Source organism: Nocardioides sp. Root151, assembly GCF_001427925.1.
Classification (GTDB): domain Bacteria; phylum Actinomycetota; class Actinomycetes; order Propionibacteriales; family Nocardioidaceae; genus Nocardioides.
Genome location: NZ_LMGG01000007.1, coordinates 712,627 through 730,583, shown reverse-complemented (window position 1 = coordinate 730,583; position 17,957 = coordinate 712,627). Strand labels below are relative to the sequence as shown.

Genomic DNA, 17,957 nt, shown 5'->3' with positions numbered 1-17,957 from the left:
TCAGACCATCCCGATGCGCTGCTCGACGGACGGCACGCTGACCAGCGCCTGCGCGATCACGCGGGCCGACCTCGCAAGGAGCGTGCGCCCGGGGGCACCTGCACGGGTCGAGGTGAAGATGCCCGCGCCCTTGGCGTCCTCGGCGAAGACTCCGACGACCCTGGCCGGGATGCCCTCGGAGTCGAGGAGCTGCTGGAGGTGGGTAGCCGACTGGGTGTCGCGATAGGTCGTGGCGACCGCGATCAGCACCGGCGTACCGTCGGCGTCCCCCATCCGCAGGGACTTGCCGAACTGGAAGAGGCGACTGCGCAGGTGCGCCACCCCTTCCATGTCGGGTCGTACGACGACCAGCACGGCGTCGGCCTTGTGGATCACGGGGAGCGCGGCCGACCCGGCGCTCAGCTGACCGCAGTCGACGAGCACGTCCTCGGTGTGCCGCGCCAGCAGCGAGGGAAGCTGGGTCCACACCGAGCCGAGCCCGGTCAGCTGCTCCTGCGACGAGAGCCCCACCAGCACCGACTGGCCGAGGTTGGTCTGCTGGAGATGCTCGGACAGGTTGGTCTCGTCGGCGTCACGCCGGGCCGCAGCGGCCAGCGAGAGGAGGCCGTGGTCGGGGTTGAGCGGACCACCCTGCGGAGTCCGGCACCGCCAGAGGATGTCGCCGCCTGCCGGATCGGCGTCGACCAGCGCCACCGGCCGTGGCCAGACCGAGGCCAGCACCTGGCCGGCCAGGGTGACGCCGGGTGATCCCTTGGCCGAGCAGAGTGCGATCACGCTCACCGTGCGTCTCCGGAGCCAGAGGATTCCACGCTCAGCTCCGTGTCGGTCGACGCACCGCGCTGGAGCAGGGCCAGGCCAGCCTGATCGGCGCTCGCTGCGTCGACGACAGCGGCCGCGGCGGAGTCCGGGACGAGCAGGCTCACCGAGCCGGTGGACCCGCCCCCGAGGTCGTCGGCGCTCGCTGCACTGACGGAGAGCACCACGGCTTCGGTGATCGGCCGCGGCTCCTCCGACTTGTCGGAGCCGCCGACCCGGATCACCTGCACCAGGTCGCCCCCGCGCAGGCTCTTGCTCGGGGTGATCGCGGGGTTGAGCGGGACGGCGACCACGGCACGGTCCTCGCCGACCGGCTCCTCGCGCGTCAGCATCGTCTCGTCGATCAAGGTGTCCCGGCGGATCTGCACCTGTGCGTAGGTTCCACCGTCGAGCACCTGCTCCGCGAGGTCGCTGGGAATCAGCCGGAGCCCTTCGCTGGCCACCTTGACCTCCCGCAGGTCCGCCTTCGTGATCAGGGTGCCCGGCGGGATGTCGCGCGCCGCGGCGAGAACAGGCTCGCGGGAGTCCATCCGGACGGCCAGCAGGCCCGCGATCAGGGCGCCGCCGACGATGAGCAGGATGGCCAGCGCGGCCAGCCCGGGGCGCCGCTGGCGCGGGGGGTCGACCCGCCGACCCGCCGGAGTCGTTCCTCCGGACCGTCGGAACGCCCGGTTGCGCTGCTGCTCCGCGAGCGTTGATCCGTCGCCTGAACCCATGTGCCATTCCCCTAGTCGCTTACGAACCCCGGATGCTCGCTGCAACCGAGCAGCAGCCGTCATCGTAAGGGCCAACCTGGTCAGAGACCACCCAGCCCTACGGGCGTCGGCCCATGGTCTGCCCAGTCCTCCGGGGAGAGAAACCCATCGCGTCAAGGTTTCGCGGTGACGGCCTCGTGGAACGAGTAGCCGGACCAACACCTCGGACTAAGGAGCCATCATGGCTGCAGGAGACCACCGGATCGATCCCGAAGAGATTCGGTTGACGGCCAGCACCATCACGAAGATGGTTGCCGACCTGGAGACGAGCAAGAAGACCCTGGACAAGGCGGCAACGGACCTGACGGGCGGAGGGAGCTGGAGCACGCCGAAGGCGTCCCGCAAGTTCGACGAGCAGTGGAAGATGTGGAGTGACGGGCTCGAGAAGCTGCTCCACGTCGGCCCTGACTTCGCCAAGTGGCTGAACAACTACGCCAACGACGCCGACAACTTCGACCAGCACTACTCCTGATCGAACAAGCCGGAATGGGGCGGCACCCGGTGGGTGCCGCCCCGTTCGACATTTCGGCTGACGCTCTCGCTCGGAGCACGGCGACCCATTCGCTCAGGCCACGGCGCTAGGCGCGGAACGGCACCTGGACCACGGTCGCGTTGCCACCGGAGTCCAGCACCACTCCCCGGCCGGGATGTGTCTTCGACATCACCAGGCTGCGCGCCATGCGGGCGTCGTAGATGTCCGCGTCACTTGCGCTCTGGGGCGACAGCAACAGGCCCTGCCGCGACTTGCGGGCGTCGTACACCCAACCGCTGTAGCCGCTCCCGAGGTCGTTGACGTCGCCGGCCACGACGATCCGCCAGTTCCTGGCCCTGGCCAGGGACACGACGTCATCGAGGGCCTCGCCGACGTTGCCGCTGCGCATCATGTCGCCGTCGTCGACCAGCAGCACTCCCCCGGCGGGCAGTGCCGCGATCCAGGTGTCGATCTCTTCCACGCTCATCGTGTGGTGGTCGACCAGCGCCTCCTCGCCGAGCTCGTCCGCGAGAGCGTTGCCGACGCCGAGGACTCCCTTCACCGGCACGCCCGCTGCCCGGGCCGCGGCCGCCACGAACCTCAGTGCCGCGGTCTTCCCCGACTTCGAGGGTCCGGCGATCACCGCCGTCCCGGCACCGGACAGGTCAAGGCTGACCAGGGCAAGCTCGTCGCCTCCGATGCCGAACGGCAGGAGGCCGTCACGGACCGACGCGGCCGCATCACGCAGCAGCTCTTCCGTGTCGCCGTCGTGAGCGGCCAGGTCGGGCAGCTCCCGCAGCTGGAAGGGCCTCTGTGCCGCGGGTACGTCGGCATCACGTGCCTCGTTGCGCAGCGCGATCTCTCGCAGTGCCGCGTTCTGTCCGGCGCCGCTGACCTCCGCAGAGAGCAACGCGATCTGGCGTTCGACGACCGGGTCCGGGGTGAGCGCGCGACCGTCCGGCATGTTCTCCGGCACCTGCTTGGCCTGGATGCCGGCGGAGCTGAACTCGTCCCTGTCGGCCAGCCGGAGCACCAGCTTGTCCTCCACCAGCGGCCCCATCCGGCCGCTGACCAGGGTCCGGTCGCCGGAGACCACGACGGTGACGCCGACCGAGGGTCCGTCGCGGAGCAGGTTCTGCACCTGCTCCGCCATCCGGCCTCCGTCGACCTCCCCCAGGGTCGCCATGAAGCCGTCCCAGCGGTCGAGCAGGAAGACGACGTACGGCGGCCGCTCGTCCTGCGGCATGCCTTCGCGCAGCTCGGCCAGGTCCGAGACCCCGACGCGTCCCATCAGCGCCTGTCGTTCGTCGACCAGGGCGGTGAGCCTGTCGATCAGGCGCCCGGCCCGGCTGGTCTGGGTCCGGCTGACCACCGCGCCGGTGTGGGGCAGCGCCTGCAGGCCGAGCAGCGCGCCGTTTCCGCAGTCGAGTCCGTAGATGCTCAGGTCGGCCACCGGCACCGCGTCGGCGAGTGCCCCGGCGAAGGTGCGCAACGCCGTGGACCGTCCGCTGCGCGGGCCGCCGAGGACGTAGAGGCTGCCGTTGCGCCCGAGCTGGAACACCGCCGGGCGCTGCGCCTGCTCGGCCGGGAGGTCGATCAGCCCCCAGGCCGCCGGAGGAGGCAGTCGCGGGTCGCGCTCCTCCTCCGGCAGGGACGGCAGGTCGCCCAGGGTGATCAGGTCGGGGAGCGCGTCGAGCCACGGGCGGTGGGCCGGCGGGATCGCCATCCGGTCGGTCAGGCTGCCCACTGCGTCGACCAGCGCCGAGAGGTCGGTGTCGGCCTCGTCGGTCTCCACGGACTTGTCCGTGGGACGTGCCGGCAGCGGCAGGCCGAGGTGGTCCCAGTCGACCGCCCACGCCAGGGGCTCGACGAACTCCGGTTGCTCCTGTGCCGTCGCGTCCGGGCTGCGGCCGCCGACACGACCGCTCTGGAACGGCATCAGCGTGGAGGCCCCACTGCGCACGTAGGCGCGACCCGGCTGGTGCTTGCCGATCATCGCCGCGTCCGAGGAGTCGATGACGTCCTCACTGTCGCCAGCGTCGGTGACCCGCAGCGAGATGCGCAGGTTGGTGTTGGCCTTGATGTCCGCGGACACCACGCCACTGGGTCGTTGGGTGGCGAGCACCAGGTGGATGCCGAGCGAGCGACCTCGCTGGGCGATCGAGACCAGGCCGTTCACGAAGTCCGGCAGCTCGGCGACCATGCTGGCGAACTCGTCGATCACCAGGACCAGCCGCGGGATGGGCGGCAGGTCCGGTTGCTTGCCGCGCAGGGCCCAGTAGTCCTCGAGGTCCTTGGCGCCCGGGCCGGCGAGCAGGTGCTCCCGGCGATGCAGCTCGGCACCGAGCGAGACCAGCGCCCGACCCACGAGGTGCGTGTCGAGGTCGGTCACCATGCCCACGGTGTGCGGGAGCCGGGCACAGTCCTTGAACGCCGACCCGCCCTTGTAGTCGACGAGCACGAAGGTGAGGTCGTCCGGCCGGTTGGCCACGGCGAGCGAGGCGACCAGTGTCTGCAGCAGCTCGGACTTTCCGGAGCCCGTCGTACCGGCCACCAGCGCGTGGGGGCCGTCGCGTCGCAGGTCGAGGCGGAACGGTCCGTCGTACCCGGCACCGACCACCACGTCGGTGGTCGGGCTGCCGGCCCAGCGGAGCGCGATGCCCTGCGGGGTCGGCGGGTCGAGGTCGATCTGTTCGAGGAGCCGCGCCGACGAGGGCAGGCCGGCCGAGTCCTCCTGGGGCGTGGTGTCGCGCAGCGGAGCCAGGCAGCGGGCCACCGTCTCGCACCACGTCGGCTCGACGAGGTCGGGTACGACGCCCAAGGTGTCCTCGGCGGTCGTCTCATGGATCCGCAGGCCGTCGGTCTCGATCACGGCCACGGCCTTGCACTCGGCCGGGAGCTGGCGGGCCTCCGCATCAAGGCAGATCACCCGGACGCCGACGAGGGGGCCTCGGCGGAGCAGCTCGACGACGGCCGGCAGGGCGCGGAGTCGGCGCGCGCCGTCGAGGAAGACGACGTAATCGGGTCCGACCCGATCCTTGCTCTTCGCGGCGCCGCTCGCCTCACGTTGCTCGATCACGGCGAGGATCTCGTTGAGCCGCCTGCCGACCGACTCCTGCCGGGTCCCGACCGCCGCACTCACCCCGTCGGCCTCGTCGCGGGCGTGCGGGAGCCAGCGCACCCAGTCCCACTTCTCCTCGCCGGCATGGTCGCTGATCACCACGAGCCTGACGTCGCGAGGGCTGTGCAGCAGGGCGACCTGGGCGATCAGCCAGGACGCGAGAGGTACGGCGGCCTCGGGGTTGCCGGCCACACCGATGACGCCCAGCTGGGCGAGCCCCAACCAGGTGGGCACGGCCACGAGCGGCGGCAGCTCCGGGGCCTCCTCGCTCTTGTCGTGGTGCTGCTCCACGGTCAGCTCGGGAGCCATCTCGGTCAGCCCGAGCCGCAGCCGGAGGTGGTCGCCATCGTCGGGTCGCCGCTCCCACAACCGAGGGCCCGGACCGATCGCCTGGCTGATCCAGTCTGCGGGGTCGGGAAGCTCGAAGCGCTTCTCCGTGCGTTCGAGCACCCGGGCTGCCGCGATCCGCTTCTCCAGCGCCACGACTGTGGCGTCGTACTCGACGACCTTCTGGCGATACTCCTTGCGGTTGTAGACCTTGTCGCTGATGAAGTTCGCCAGCGCGAGCAGCGGCGACATCAGGCCGAAGAGCAGGTAGCGCATGTTGTCGAGGAGCAGGGCCATCGGCACGGCCATCACGGCCGGCGCCAGCACCATGACCCACGGCAGCGGACGCCCGCGCGGCTCCTCCGGCCTCGTCGGCATGTGGAAGGCCCGCTCCCGCGGCGGCGGCATGATCCGGGGTGGGCGGTTGAACTCGATCAGGGCCTCGGCGGCGTTCATCGCCACGTCGGCGCGGCCCGAGCCGAGCGGTGCCCGGGCCAGCACGGTGTCGCCGATCAGGAGATGCCCACCCTCGGGCCACGCGGTGGCCTCGGTGATCTCGACCTCCTCGAGCGAGGCGACGACACCGTCTGCGACCTCGACCGTCACCGACCCGTCAGGGGTGGCGTCGACGCGGAGCGCGGCAGGTGGCAGGCGTACGTCGGGCAGCGACCACTCCGGCGAACCGCAGCCGATGGTGGTGTGGCCGAGTGGCAGTCGGTGAATGCGCCCGGCCCCCGGCCCGGCCACCACGCGCAGCTCCGCCACCCCGGAGGGGACCGCCCGGGTGATCCGGTCAGCCGGTTCGAACAGCGCGACCACCGATCCGGCGTGGACACCGGCCTCCCCCGTCGGGGTGGCCGGGTCGACCCGCTGGCCGTCGACCCACAAGGGGATTCGCTTCGCGAAGTCCGGATGCACCTGCTCACCGAGGAGGTCCAGGAGCGGAGGCAGCAGGGCTCCCACGGGCGCCTCGGCGTCACTGTCGACGACAGCGTTGACAGCGCGGCCGTTGCGCCCGTCCAGCAGCGTGAGCGTCAGCCGCACGTCGTACCCACCTTCCCCGAGGATGCCTGGCGGTCAGTATGCCGTCACGCGTCACATTCGCACGACAGACGTTTCGATGTGCAAGGCCGGGGAAGACGCTGAGCTCAGGACCGATCCGCGCGACGTAGGGTGCCCAGATGATTCGCAGAGCCAGCTTGGTCCTTGTTTCGTTGACCCTCGTCCTCTCCGGTTGCGGCACGGACGACGACTCGCCCTCCGGGAAGGAATCCGACATGACACCCGATGAGGCCTACGCGGCACTCGAGAAGGTCAGCCTCGACCTCCTGAACGAGGTCGCCCAGCCCGGCACCATCGAGAAGGGCGAGCAGGGCCGCCCCGTGCCCTGCGGAGGTCCGGGCGGCAACGAGCGGAACAAGATCAAGTTCAGCTACTCGGCCACGGCCTCTGCCGCCGATCCGGCCACGGTCATGGAGTCGGCACGCACGACGCTCACCGGCCGCGGTCTCGAGGTCGCCGGACCCGACTCGACCGCAGTCGGCGATCAGCTGTCCTTCAGCGGAGATGCCTTCACCGCCGGTCTGACGCTGCGCAAGAACGGGCTTCTCGAGGCCGGCGGCGAGACCGCGTGCCTGGACGACCCCGACCAGTGACCCGATGACCGACCACTTCAGCCTCGACGTCGACCCGGAGTCTCTCCGGGCCGCTGGTCGACGCCTGAAGCGGATCGTGACCATGCTCGACGAGCGGGCACCCAAGGTGGTCGCCACACCCGACCAGATCGGCGACCAGTGGACCGGCCCACCGGCCAGCAAGGTGAAGTCCGAGATGACCACGCTCGGCGAGACGCTCACCAGCGCGAGGCCCAAGGTGAAGAGCGCCATGCGGGCCGCCAACCACCTGGCCACCCTCTACGACGACGCCCTCGAGCAGCTCCCCTCGCTGAACAGGCGATGGGCGGAGACCGTCGCCGACCACAAGGCGGCACTCGCCCAGGCCAGCTCGGACCAGGCCAAGGCGGTCAAGGAGGCAACCAGGTCCGGTGAGATCGACATCGCCGACGAGGTCCGCATCCGGAAGATCAACGGCGGACAGACCCGGGCCGCCGCGTCGGCCATGTCGGCGGCACAGGCCAGGCTGACCACGGAGTTCGAGGACCTGCAGGCCGACCTCCGACGCGACACCCGCGATGCTGCCCGGGAGTTCCGCGAGAATCTCCTCGTGAAGGCGCCGGCGCTGGATCCGAACGGCCCGATCTCCAACCGGGGCAGGGTCCTGTCCCTCACCCAGTGGCGCGCGCAGGCGAAGGAAGCGCTTCTCACCGACCTGCCCCTCACCGACGGTCACTACGACGCGGTGGCCGAGGAGGAGGAGTGGCGAAACGCCCTCAAGACCCATGGCCTCGAAGTCCCCGCCGACTTCGACAAGGAGCACGGCAAGGAGCTGGTGGCGGCGCTGGACGACAAGCTCGCCGAGCTGGAGGGGCTCGACGACAAGGCCCGCTCCGAGGCAATCACCAAGTGGGCCTCGGGCCTCGACCCCACCGACCTGTCCCTCCTGGCCATCCTCGACGCCGAGCGCGTCGGCAACCTCGACGGCATTCCCAACCAGGCGCGCTACGCCGCGAACCGGGTCAACCTGACCGCCGGGATCGAGGCCGAGAAGGAGCAGCTCGCCAAGTACTGGGACCCGCCACCCGGCAAGGACGATGACGGGTGGGCCGAGTACACCCGTCTCAACGGCCGCATCGACATGCTCGAGGAGCTCCTCTCGGGCAAGGCCGACTACGTCGACCCGGACACAGGCGCCAAGGTGCAGCGGCCCTATCAGACGCTGGTCTTCGTGCCACCGACGTACGACGGCGACAAGGTCACCGACGACGGCAGGCTGGCTGCGGTGATGGGCAACCTGGACAAGGCCAAGTACGTCGGCACAGTGGTTCCCGGCATCACGAACCGGATCGACAACTTCGACGCCACGCTCGACAAGGCGATCAACACCCACGAGATGGCCCCCGACAGCGCCACCATCGCCTGGCTGGGCTACGACACTCCCGAGTTCAAGGACGCTTCGTCGACCGAGAAGGCCGAGATCGGTGGGGCGAACCTGAAGAGCTTCACCGACGGGCTGGTCCGGGCCGAGGGGTCGGAGCTCTCGATCATGGCCCACAGCTACGGCACCCTGGTCACCTCGAAGGCGCTCCAGGCGGGGATGCGCCCCGACCGGGTCGTGCTCTTCGGCTCCCCCGGGCTCGGCGAGAACATCAAGACCAGGGACGACCTCGGCATCCCCGACGACATCCCGATCTACGCCCTCCGTGCCCCCGGCGACCCGGTCTCCATCACTGCCGGCCACGGCACGGACCCGGTCGACATGGAAGGCATCATCCGGCTGGACACGGACTGGTCGGGCCCGGAGGACGTGACCGGTCACTCGCAGTACACCAACAGGAAGACGCAGTCCCTGATCAACATCGCCGGGGTGCTCCAGGGCTGGACGGTGCGCCCCGACGGTTACAACGGCCCGGGCAACTTCCTGGTCGAGGGCGGCAACCCGCTCGACGAGGACGGACTGGCCGGCCCCTACAACGAGAACCTCCGCGCCCTGGTCGACGAGCTCCAGGCCGAGGTCCCCAACGAGAACCTCGAGCGCTTCGTGTCGCACCTCGAGACCAGGCTGCAGAACATCGTGGAGGGCGGCACGAAGCCCGGCTTCGATGACATCCCGGAGCTGACCGACTTGATCCGGACTGCGATGAGCGACTCGCAGCTCGGCGAGCACCTCACCGAGCAGGAGCTGGAGCAGGCGCTCATCGACGCGGGGTTCGCCGACAAGACGGGAGACCTGGTCGGCGACATCGTGCGCGACAAGGTCGGTGACTTCGACCAGCTCGACGACCTCAGCATTCCGATCACCATCCCGCTCCCGGGACCCGGTCCCTTCGGCGGGCCGTTCACGTTCAACCTGAACGTGCCCGACGGTGCCAACGAGCATCTCGCCGACATCCTGGGCAACGTCACCGACAGTGGCCTGACCAAGCTGAGCGAGCTCGCCGTGAACGTTCTCCCCGGCATGGAGGGCCTCCTCGACACCGCTGACGTCATCTACACCACGGTCGACGGCGTCAAGAAGACCATCACCCTCGTCAAGTCCACGCCGGCCATTCTCAGGACGGCCCTCCACCTCACCACGGAGAAGGCGAAGGAAGAGGTGATCGAGACGATCGCCGAGCTGACCGTCGGGACCCTCACCACCGTGGACCACGTGGTCGAGGGAGGTCGCAACGTGATCGAAGGCGGACGAGAGGCGCTCGACGACGGTCGTGAAGCCCTGGAGGACGTGGGCGAGAGCATCAGCAAGAGCAAGCTCAACCCGGGCAACTGGCATCTCTGACCGAGGAGGCAACGATGGCGACACGCATGACCGAAGAGGCGGCGCGGGTGGTGCGCACCCGGTTCAGCTCGACCAGCCAGTCACTGAACGGCGCCGCGCTCGACCTGCGCGCGCTGCAGGAGGAGATCTCGTCCGGCGCCGGGGAGTTCCGCCCGGAGATCTCCGACGACGCGGGAAACTTCCAGCGGTCCTGGCGAAGCGTCCTGGAGATCCTGAGCGACAGCTCGGCGGTCATCGCCGGCAACACCAACGCCCAGTACCTCGACCTGACCGACGTCGACAACGGCAGTTGACCTGTCGCCAGTTCAAGTCGACCCGTCGCCAGTTCAAGTTGACCTGTCGCCAGTTCATCCCGAACGGGGAACATTCGCGACGGGTCGACCGAAACTGGCGACAGGTCGACCGAAACTGGCGACAGGTCGATCGGAACTGGCGACGGGTCAGTGTTCGTCGTAGGCCGCGAGGATGCGGTCGGCGGCCTCGGGCGCGGCCATGTCGCCGGCCAGCACCGCGGTGCGTACGTCGTCACGCACGGCGGCCACACCCGGTGAGCGGCGCAGGCGCTCGGCGAGCTCGTCGCGCACCAGTGCCCAGGTGAAGTCGAGCTGCTGGTCGGCACGCTTGCGGGCCAGGCCCTTCTCGCCGAGGTGCTCGCGGTGGTCGAGAACGCGCTGCCAGACGTCGTCGACGCCGATGTTCGTCAGGCCGGAGCAGGTCACCACCGGAGGCGCCCACTCCCCCTTGCCCTGCACCAGGCGCATCGCGCCGGCCAGCTCACGGGCCGCGACCCGGGCCTCGCTCTCGCCCGCGTTGTGACCGCCTGCGTCGTCGGCCTTGTTGACCGCGATCACGTCGGCGATCTCGAGGATGCCCTTCTTGATGCCCTGCAGCTGGTCGCCGGTGCGGGCCAGGGTGAGGAACAGGAAGGTGTCGACCATGCCGGCCACGGTCACCTCGGACTGGCCGACACCGACGGTCTCGACGAGCACGACGTCGTGTCCGGCCGCCTCGAGAATGATCATTGCCTGCGTCGTCGCGCGGGCCACGCCACCGAGGGTGCCCGCCGACGGCGACGGACGGATGTAGGCGCCGGGGCTGGCCGAGAGCCGCGCCATCCGGGTCTTGTCGCCGAGCACCGAGCCGCCGGTGCGCACCGACGACGGGTCCACGGCGAGTACGCCGACCTTGCTCCCGGCCTCGACCAGGGTCATGCCGAGCGCCTCGATGAAGGTCGACTTGCCGACGCCGGGCACGCCGGAGATGCCGACCCGCACGGCGCCACCGGAGTCGGGGGTCAGCTCGGCGAGCAGCTCGCGCGCGGCCACACGGTGGTCGGGACGCGACGACTCGACCAGGGTGATCGCCCGCGACACCGCGGCACGCTGCCCCTCACGGACGCCTGCGACGAGCGCGGGTACGTCGACCTGCCGGCGAGACATCAGTGGGAGAGCTTCTCCAGCAGGTCGATCGCGGACTCCGCGATGACCGTGCCGGGGAGGAACACGGCGGCCGCGCCCATCTCCTTGAGGGTCTCCACGTCGTCGGGCGGGATGACCCCGCCGATGACGATCATGATGTCGGGACGCCCGAGGTCGGCCAGTGCCTGCTTGAGGGCAGGCAGCAGCGTGAGGTGGCCCGCGGCGAGCGAGGACACACCGACGATGTGCACATCGGCGTCCACGGCCTGCTGCGCGACCTCCTCGGGCGTGGAGAACAGCGGACCCACGTCGACGTCGAAGCCCATGTCGGCGAAGGCGGTGACCACGACCTTCTGCCCGCGGTCGTGGCCGTCCTGGCCCATCTTCGCGACGAGGATGCGGGGGCGACGGCCCTCGTCCTCCTCGAACTTCTCGGTCGCGGCGACGACCGCGTCGACCGCGGAGTTGCCGCCCTCGGAGGCTTCGGACCTGTACACACCGCTGATCGTACGGATCACGGCCTGGTGCCGACCGTAGACCTTCTCGAGAGCCTCGGAGATCTCGCCCACGGTGGCCTTCGCACGAGCCGCGTCAACGGCCAGGGCGAGCAGGTTGCCGTCGAGCGAGCCCTTGCTGGCACCCCGCTCGGCCGAGTTCGTCAGGGCCTCCAGCGAACGGCGTACGTCGTCGTCGTTGCGCTCGGCACGGAGCCGCTCGAGCTTGGCGATCTGCTGCTTGTAGACGTCGTCGTTGTCGACCCTGAGGACGTCGAGCTGGTCCTCGGCGGCGAGCCGGTAGGTGTTGACCCCGATCAGCTTCTGCGCGCCCGAGTCGATGCGGGCCTGGGTGCGGGCCGCCGCCTCCTCGATGCGCATCTTCGGGATGCCCTGCTCGATCGCGGCCGCCATGCCACCGGCCTTCTCGGCCTCCTGGATGTGCTTCCAGGCGCGCTCGGCAAGGTCGTGCGTGAGCCGCTCGACGTAGTAGGAACCGGCCCACGGGTCGATGATCTCGGTGGTCCGCGACTCCTGCTGCAGCAGCAGCTGGGTGTTGCGGGCGATGCGGGCCGAGAAGTCGGTCGGCAGCGCGATCGCCTCGTCGAGGGCGTTGGTGTGCAGCGACTGGGTGTGGCCCTGGGTCGCGGCCATCGCCTCGATCGCGGTGCGCTGCACGTTGTTGAAGACGTCCTGTGCGGTCAGCGACCAGCCGGAGGTCTGCGAGTGCGTGCGCAGGCTCAGCGACTTCGGGTTGGCCGGGTCGAACTGGCGCACCAGGCGGGCCCACAGGGCACGCGCGGCACGCATCTTCGCGACCTCCATGAAGAAGTTCGTGCCGATCGCCCAGAAGAAGCTGAGCCGCGGCGCGAACTGGTCGATCGTCATGCCGGTCTCGAGGCCCGCGCGGATGTATTCCACACCGTCGGCCAGCGTGTAGGCGAGCTCGAGGTCGTTCGTCGCCCCGGCTTCCTGGATGTGGTAGCCGGAGATGGAGATCGAGTTGAAGCGCGGCATCTTCGCCGAGGTGTAGCTGAAGATGTCGGAGATGATCCGCATCGACGGCGCCGGCGGGTAGATGTAGGTGTTGCGGACCATGAACTCCTTGAGGATGTCGTTCTGGATGGTCCCCGCGAGCTGTTCCGGCTTCACCCCCTGCTCCTCGGCGGCGGCGATGTAGAGCGCCAGCACGGGCAGCACGGCACCGTTCATGGTCATCGACACCGACATCGTGTCGAGCGGGATGCCGTCGAAGAGGGTGCGGGTGTCGTAGATCGAGTCGATCGCCACACCGGCCATGCCGACGTCGCCGCGCACCCGCGGGTGGTCGGAGTCGTAGCCGCGGTGCGTGGCCAGGTCGAACGCGACGCTGAGGCCCTTCTGCCCGGCCGCGAGGTTGCGGCGGTAGAACGCGTTGGACTCCTCGGCGGTCGAGAAGCCGGCGTACTGGCGGACCGTCCACGGCTGGGTGGTGTACATCGTCGGGTAGGGCCCGCGCAGGAACGGGCTCAGGCCCGGCCACGTGTCGAGGGCGTCGAGGCCCTCGAGGTGCTCGGGGCCGTAGACCGGTAGCACCGGGATGCCCTCGGGGCTCTGCCAGGGCTCGGCGGCGCTCTCGGTCCGTGGGTCTCGAGACGGTTGCTGCGCAACCTCCTCCACCAGCGGCAGGCCAGCGAAGCTCTTCGGGACGGTGCTCATGCGAGGTGCTCCCTCGTGGTGTTCAGGAAGGTGAGTGCGTCCACACCGACCGCGGCCGAATCGTCAACCAGGTCTGGGGAAACGGTCTTGTCGCCGGCCTTGCCGGCCAGCACCACGTGACGCGCACCGGCCTCGCGCAGCTTGGCGACCAGGTCGGCACCCCACTCGGCGTACGTCGGGTCGGCGCCGGCCAGGCAGACGACCGGCTGGCCGTCGTACGCCGCGAGCACGGCGTCGACGCCGTCGGTGGCACCGGCCACGACCACACTGATGCCACCCGCGGCGAACAGGTTGCTGGCGAAGGTGGCGCGGGCGGTGTGCGAGGCGACGCTGCCCATCGTGGCCAAGAAGACCGGGGTCGCGGCGGGCTCGTCGCGCAGGGCCTCGAACGGCGCACCGTAGCGGCGTACGGCGTCCATGGCCGGGTGCCCCGGACGCTCGGGCAGGGCCTCGCCGAGGTTCGGGAACTCGCTGATGCCGGTCAACGGGCGGGTGCGGTGGGCGATCTGGTCGTCACGCTCGGCCACCACCGCGTCGATCCGCGACTGGAACGAGCCGTCCTCGAGCGCGGCCAGGATTCCGCCCGCCTCCTCGATGCGGCCGAACTCCGCCCAGGCCGCCTCGGCCAGGTCGTCGGTCAGCTTCTCTACCGCGTACGAGCCACCGGCCGGGTCGACGACCTTGGCGACGTGGGACTCGGAGATCAGCAGTGACCCGGTGTTGCGGGCGATCCGGCGACCGAACGCGTCGGGGATGCCGAGGGCGGAGTCGAACGGCAGCACCGTCACGGCGTCCGCGCCACCGACACCGGCGGCGAACGAGGCCACCGTGGTGCGCAGCATGTTCACCCACGGGTCGTACTTGCTCATCATCGGGCGCGAGGTGACCGCGTGCTGGCGCTGGCCGTCGCCCTGGTCGGCGGGGGCCAGGCCGCTCAGCTCCGCCACGCGCGACCAGAGGCGGCGGGCTGCGCGGAACTTCGCGATGGTCGGGAACTGCTCGTCGGTGGCCGCGTAGCGGAACTCCACCAGGCGCAGCGCATCGGCCACCGAGCGGCCGTTCGCGGTCAGGTGGCGGAGGTAGGTCGCGCCGACGGCGAGGCTGTAGGCCAGCTCCTGCGCGTCGGAGGCACCGAGGTCGTGCACGGCGGTCGCGTCGACGACGACGCCCAGGGCACCGATCTCCTCGGCCTTGGCGGCCACCAGGTCGAGCACGTCGAGCGAGATGGCGCCTTCACCGCGCACCTGCGCGGCGATCGGGTCGGCGGCCAGGTTCGTGCCCTCGGCCGGGGTGACGCCGCGGTCGGCGTAGAGCGCAGCCAGCGCCTCCGCGGCGGCGAACGGGTCCTCGGGGGCGTCGAGCACCACGGGGGCCAGGTCGATGAACACGCCCTCCAGGGCGGCCTCGAGGTCCGCCGCCGTGAGCGTCGTACCGACCTCGAGCCACAGGGACGTCGAGCCGTTCTCCAGGTCGACCAACGCCGCCTCGTTCAGGGCCTTCGCGTCCAGACCGAAGAGGTAGGGGCGGATGTCCCAGCCGATCTCGGGCCGTGCGGCCAGGCGGCCGCGGGTGAAGGGAGCCGCGCCCGGTACGCCGGTCGGGGCGAGGCCGGCGACCGAGTCGAGGGTGCCGATCGGTGCGACCGAGATGCCGTCGAGGGTCCGCCGCGCGAGCTTCTCCCAGACGGCGGCGTCGGGGGCGTCGTCGGCAAGCTTGCGGGTCTTGCGCAGCACGGCCGCGGTGCTCTTCTCCCAGTCCGCGGCGGAGTGCTGGTCCTCGGGACCAGCCAGGGCGAGGCGGTCCGGATCAGGGCCAGATGTCATGGTCCGCACAATAGGGAACCCACAGCCTGACGGCCACTCGATGTGAGATCTCCCATCAACTGGACAGTAACTGCCCTCGGGTACCTGGCCGACGTCCGCACGCCACCCCGTGTTCGCGTCGCGTTGTCCCGGACCGGTCACGATCGACCCATGGAACCTCAGCGGATCTCCATCGTCACCGAGTCGTTCTACCCCGCCGTGGACGGCACGACGCGCACCACCAAGCAGGTGGTGGACCGGCTGGTCGACCTCGGTCACCAGGTTCAGATCATCGCGCCCGGCCCCGGGCTGGCCACCTACCGCTCGTCGCCGGTGGCCCGGATCCGCCCCCTCGACAAGCCCGGTCGCCAGGTGGCCGCCGCGCTCGCCGGCTTCGGCCCCGACCTGGTGCACGTGGCCTCCCCGGGCATCCTCGGCCGCAAGGCGCTCAAGCACGCCCAGCTCCAGGACCGGCCGACGATCGTCGTGCAGCAGTCGCCGGTGCCGGCCCTCACCGCGGAGCACTGGCTGCGTACCGTCCACGCCCGCGCCGACCAGGTGGTCGTGACCTGCGAGTGGATGCGCGCCCGCCTCGGCGTGCTCGGCGTCGAGGCCCCCGTGTGGGCGCCGGGCGTCGACGTGGCCGCGTGGAGTCCCGCCCTGCGCGACTCCTACCTGCACGACCGCTGGTCGCGCCGCACGGTCGAGCCGGTCCCCCGGGTGGTCGTCGGGTACGTCGGCAGCCTGCACAAGCGCCACGGCGTACGCCGACTGGCCGAGCTGGCCTCCCTGCCGGGGATCCGGCTGGTCGTCATCGGCGACGGACCGCAACGCCACTGGCTGGAGACCCACCTGCCCGACGCGAAGTTCACCGGCGCCGTCGAGCCCGGCGACCTGGTCACCGCAATGGCTTCCCTCGACGTGCTGGTGCACCCCGGGGAGTTCGAGACCTGTTCCCACGCGTTGCGCGAGGCGGCCGCGTCCGGCGTACCGCTCGTCGCCCCTCGTTCCGGTGGCGCCCTCGACGTGCTGCGCCACCTCGAGACCGGCCTGTTCCACGACCCCACCTCCGCCACCGGATTCCGTGAGGCCGTCGCCAGCCTCGCCGCCGACACCCGACGCGGCCTGCTGGGAGCCCGCGGACGCGAGCTCGCGGTGCAGCGCAGCTGGGTCGACGCGGTCGACGAGCTGGTGGCCGAGCAGTACGGGTGGTCTCGAGACGGTCGCCGCGCGACCTCCTCGACCAACGGGCGTGGGAGGGGCGTCCGCGTCGCCTGACCTGCACTCGGGCAGGATTCAGCCATGGCCGGTGCACACAGCTCTCACTCGAAACGCAGCTCCGGACCCGGACACGGGCACGGGCACTCGCACGGTGGCCCGGTGCCGGACGTCGCGGTGGGGGTGCTCCCCCGGCTGCTGCTCCTTGGCCTGCTCGGACTCGTGGCCCTGGGCACCGTGGCCGGGCTCTTCGCCCTGTGGCCCGGGGACGGCGACCGCCCCGAGGCCGTGCAGTACTCCGCAGCCGGCACCACGTTCCCGCAGGCGACGGTGGTCTCGGTCAGCGACCCGTGCCCCGTCATCGTGGCCGACCCCTCGTTGCCACCCGGCGAGAACGAGTCGTTCCCCGAGCACTGCAACGAGCTGACCGCGTCGGTTGACGGCGCCGACGTCGTGATCCAGGTGCCGCCGTACGTCGCGAAGTCCGGCCTCGAGAAGGGCGACAAGGTCAAGCTGGCCAAGACCCCGAGGGAGGGTGCCGAACCGACGTACGGCTGGGTCGGTGCCGAGCGCAACTTCCCGCTGGGCGCGATGGCGCTGGCCTTCGTGCTCGTGGTCGCGATCGTGGCCAGGCTGCGCGGAGTGATGGCCCTGCTCGGCCTGGTCTTCGCCGGGTTCGTGGTCGCCAAGTTCATGCTGCCCGCACTGCTCGAAGGCGGTTCCGGCATCGGGGTCGCGCTGGTCGGCTCGAGCGCGATCATGTTCGTCGTCCTCTACCTGACCCACGGGGTGTCGATCCGCACCAGCACTGCCCTGGCCGGCACGTTGAGCGGCATCGCGATCATCACGCTGCTCGGCCTGTGGGGCGTCGACGCAGCCCGGCTGAGCGGCGTCGCCGACGAGACGAACGCATACCTCATGCTCAACGCACCGGACCTGAACTTCCAGGGGCTGTTGACCTGTGCCGTGATCATCGCCGGCCTCGGCGTGCTCAACGACGTGACGATCACGCAGTCGTCCGCGGTGTGGGAGCTGCGGGCCGCGGCACCCGGCATGACGCGCACGCAGCTGTTCACCAGCGGCATGCGGATCGGCCGCGACCACATCGCCTCCACGATCTACACGATCGTGTTCGCCTACGCCGGCACGGCGCTGGCGGTGCTGATGCTGCTCTCGCTCTACGACCGGCCACTGATGGACACGTTGTACGACGAGAGCATCGCCGCCGAGGTGGTCCGCACCCTGGCCTCGGCAATCGGTCTCGTGCTGGCCGTGCCCGCGACCACGGCGATCGCCGCGCTGACCGTGTCAGGTCCGGTCGACTCCGAGCCGGTCGAGCCCGGCTAGAGGGAAGTGCTGATCAGGGCAGTCGCCGTACGACGGCCGCGGAGCCCGGCGGGCTGCCTCAGGTCCGGGGTCTCGACACACCGGCTCGTTCCTC

Annotated in this window: 12 protein-coding genes; 6 read left to right on the top strand and 6 right to left on the bottom strand. The window is 70.4% G+C overall.

Translation table 11 applies throughout. The features are described from left to right. Together ASD66_RS20945 and ASD66_RS20940 are read right to left on the bottom strand one after the other, a co-directional pair. The gene (locus tag ASD66_RS20945; RefSeq protein WP_056892115.1) at window positions 1-780 is read right to left on the bottom strand and encodes a MinD/ParA family protein; all 780 of its coding nucleotides are present in this window, start codon (window positions 778-780) and stop codon (window positions 1-3) included. Then, window positions 777-1,532, bottom strand: coding sequence for an SAF domain-containing protein (locus ASD66_RS20940; RefSeq protein WP_056678814.1), 756 nt, complete (start codon window positions 1,530-1,532; stop codon window positions 777-779). Before ASD66_RS20940 ends, ASD66_RS20945 begins: the two co-directional genes overlap by 4 nt. A gap of 220 nt (window positions 1,533-1,752) precedes the next feature. Here ASD66_RS20940 and ASD66_RS20935 point away from each other — a divergent pair, with 220 nt between their 5' ends. Next, a complete protein-coding gene (locus tag ASD66_RS20935) occupies window positions 1,753-2,043 on the top strand; it encodes a WXG100 family type VII secretion target (RefSeq protein ID WP_056678818.1) in 291 nt (96 codons plus the stop codon). A gap of 106 nt (window positions 2,044-2,149) precedes the next feature. Here ASD66_RS20935 and ASD66_RS20930 read toward each other — a convergent pair whose 3' ends face one another. Further along, window positions 2,150-6,535, bottom strand: a complete 4,386-nt coding sequence (locus ASD66_RS20930) for an FtsK/SpoIIIE domain-containing protein (protein WP_056678821.1) — start codon at window positions 6,533-6,535, stop codon at window positions 2,150-2,152. A 233-nt stretch (window positions 6,536-6,768) separates the two neighbouring features. Between ASD66_RS20930 and ASD66_RS20925 the strand changes: the two genes are divergently transcribed. The 3 genes from ASD66_RS20925 to ASD66_RS20915 are packed head-to-tail and all read left to right on the top strand — an operon-like array spanning window position 6,769 to window position 10,179. Next, window positions 6,769-7,146: a hypothetical protein gene (locus tag ASD66_RS20925; RefSeq protein ID WP_156388830.1), complete on the top strand. Its 378-nt coding sequence runs from the start codon at window positions 6,769-6,771 to the stop codon at window positions 7,144-7,146. Window positions 7,147-7,150: 4 nt separating this feature from the next. After that, on the top strand, window positions 7,151-9,886 hold the full coding sequence (locus ASD66_RS20920; RefSeq protein WP_056892114.1) for an alpha/beta hydrolase: 2,736 nt from the start codon (window positions 7,151-7,153) through the stop codon (window positions 9,884-9,886). 14 nt (window positions 9,887-9,900) lie between these two features. After that, a complete protein-coding gene (locus tag ASD66_RS20915; protein ID WP_056678831.1) occupies window positions 9,901-10,179 on the top strand; it encodes a hypothetical protein in 279 nt (92 codons plus the stop codon). A 147-nt stretch (window positions 10,180-10,326) separates the two neighbouring features. Here the strand turns inward: ASD66_RS20915 and meaB are convergent, their stop codons facing one another. From meaB to ASD66_RS20900, 3 genes are read right to left on the bottom strand one after another with little or no spacing between them, the layout of a single operon-like run. Continuing rightward, a complete protein-coding gene (gene meaB, locus ASD66_RS20910) occupies window positions 10,327-11,325 on the bottom strand; it encodes a methylmalonyl Co-A mutase-associated GTPase MeaB (RefSeq protein ID WP_056892113.1) in 999 nt (332 codons plus the stop codon). Next, window positions 11,325-13,496: a methylmalonyl-CoA mutase gene (scpA, locus tag ASD66_RS20905; protein WP_082599645.1), complete on the bottom strand. Its 2,172-nt coding sequence runs from the start codon at window positions 13,494-13,496 to the stop codon at window positions 11,325-11,327. Before scpA ends, meaB begins: the two co-directional genes overlap by 1 nt. Then, window positions 13,493-15,319, bottom strand: coding sequence for a methylmalonyl-CoA mutase subunit beta (locus ASD66_RS20900; protein ID WP_056892112.1), 1,827 nt, complete (start codon window positions 15,317-15,319; stop codon window positions 13,493-13,495). Before ASD66_RS20900 ends, scpA begins: the two co-directional genes overlap by 4 nt. Before the next feature lie 150 nt (window positions 15,320-15,469). Here ASD66_RS20900 and ASD66_RS20895 point away from each other — a divergent pair, with 150 nt between their 5' ends. After that, window positions 15,470-16,576 carry a glycosyltransferase gene (locus ASD66_RS20895; RefSeq protein ID WP_082599644.1) on the top strand — a complete coding sequence of 369 codons (1,107 nt, stop codon included), beginning with the start codon at window positions 15,470-15,472 and terminating at the stop codon, window positions 16,574-16,576. A gap of 102 nt (window positions 16,577-16,678) precedes the next feature. Beyond that, the gene (locus tag ASD66_RS20890) at window positions 16,679-17,863 is read left to right on the top strand and encodes a YibE/F family protein (RefSeq protein WP_235530187.1); all 1,185 of its coding nucleotides are present in this window, start codon (window positions 16,679-16,681) and stop codon (window positions 17,861-17,863) included. The last annotated feature ends 94 nt before the right edge of the window (window positions 17,864-17,957 follow it).

Coding starts and splice junctions, on each gene's coding strand:
- meaB (WP_056892113.1), bottom strand. CDS start 11,325: ATGTCTCGCCGGCAGGTCGACGTACCCGCGCTCGTCGCAGGCGTCCGT.
- scpA (WP_082599645.1), bottom strand. CDS start 13,496: ATGAGCACCGTCCCGAAGAGCTTCGCTGGCCTGCCGCTGGTGGAGGAG.
- ASD66_RS20920 (WP_056892114.1), top strand. CDS start 7,151: ATGACCGACCACTTCAGCCTCGACGTCGACCCGGAGTCTCTCCGGGCC.
- ASD66_RS20935 (WP_056678818.1), top strand. CDS start 1,753: ATGGCTGCAGGAGACCACCGGATCGATCCCGAAGAGATTCGGTTGACG.
- ASD66_RS20895 (WP_082599644.1), top strand. CDS start 15,470: ATGGAACCTCAGCGGATCTCCATCGTCACCGAGTCGTTCTACCCCGCC.
- ASD66_RS20900 (WP_056892112.1), bottom strand. CDS start 15,319: ATGACATCTGGCCCTGATCCGGACCGCCTCGCCCTGGCTGGTCCCGAG.
- ASD66_RS20940 (WP_056678814.1), bottom strand. CDS start 1,532: ATGGGTTCAGGCGACGGATCAACGCTCGCGGAGCAGCAGCGCAACCGG.
- ASD66_RS20915 (WP_056678831.1), top strand. CDS start 9,901: ATGGCGACACGCATGACCGAAGAGGCGGCGCGGGTGGTGCGCACCCGG.
- ASD66_RS20925 (WP_156388830.1), top strand. CDS start 6,769: ATGACACCCGATGAGGCCTACGCGGCACTCGAGAAGGTCAGCCTCGAC.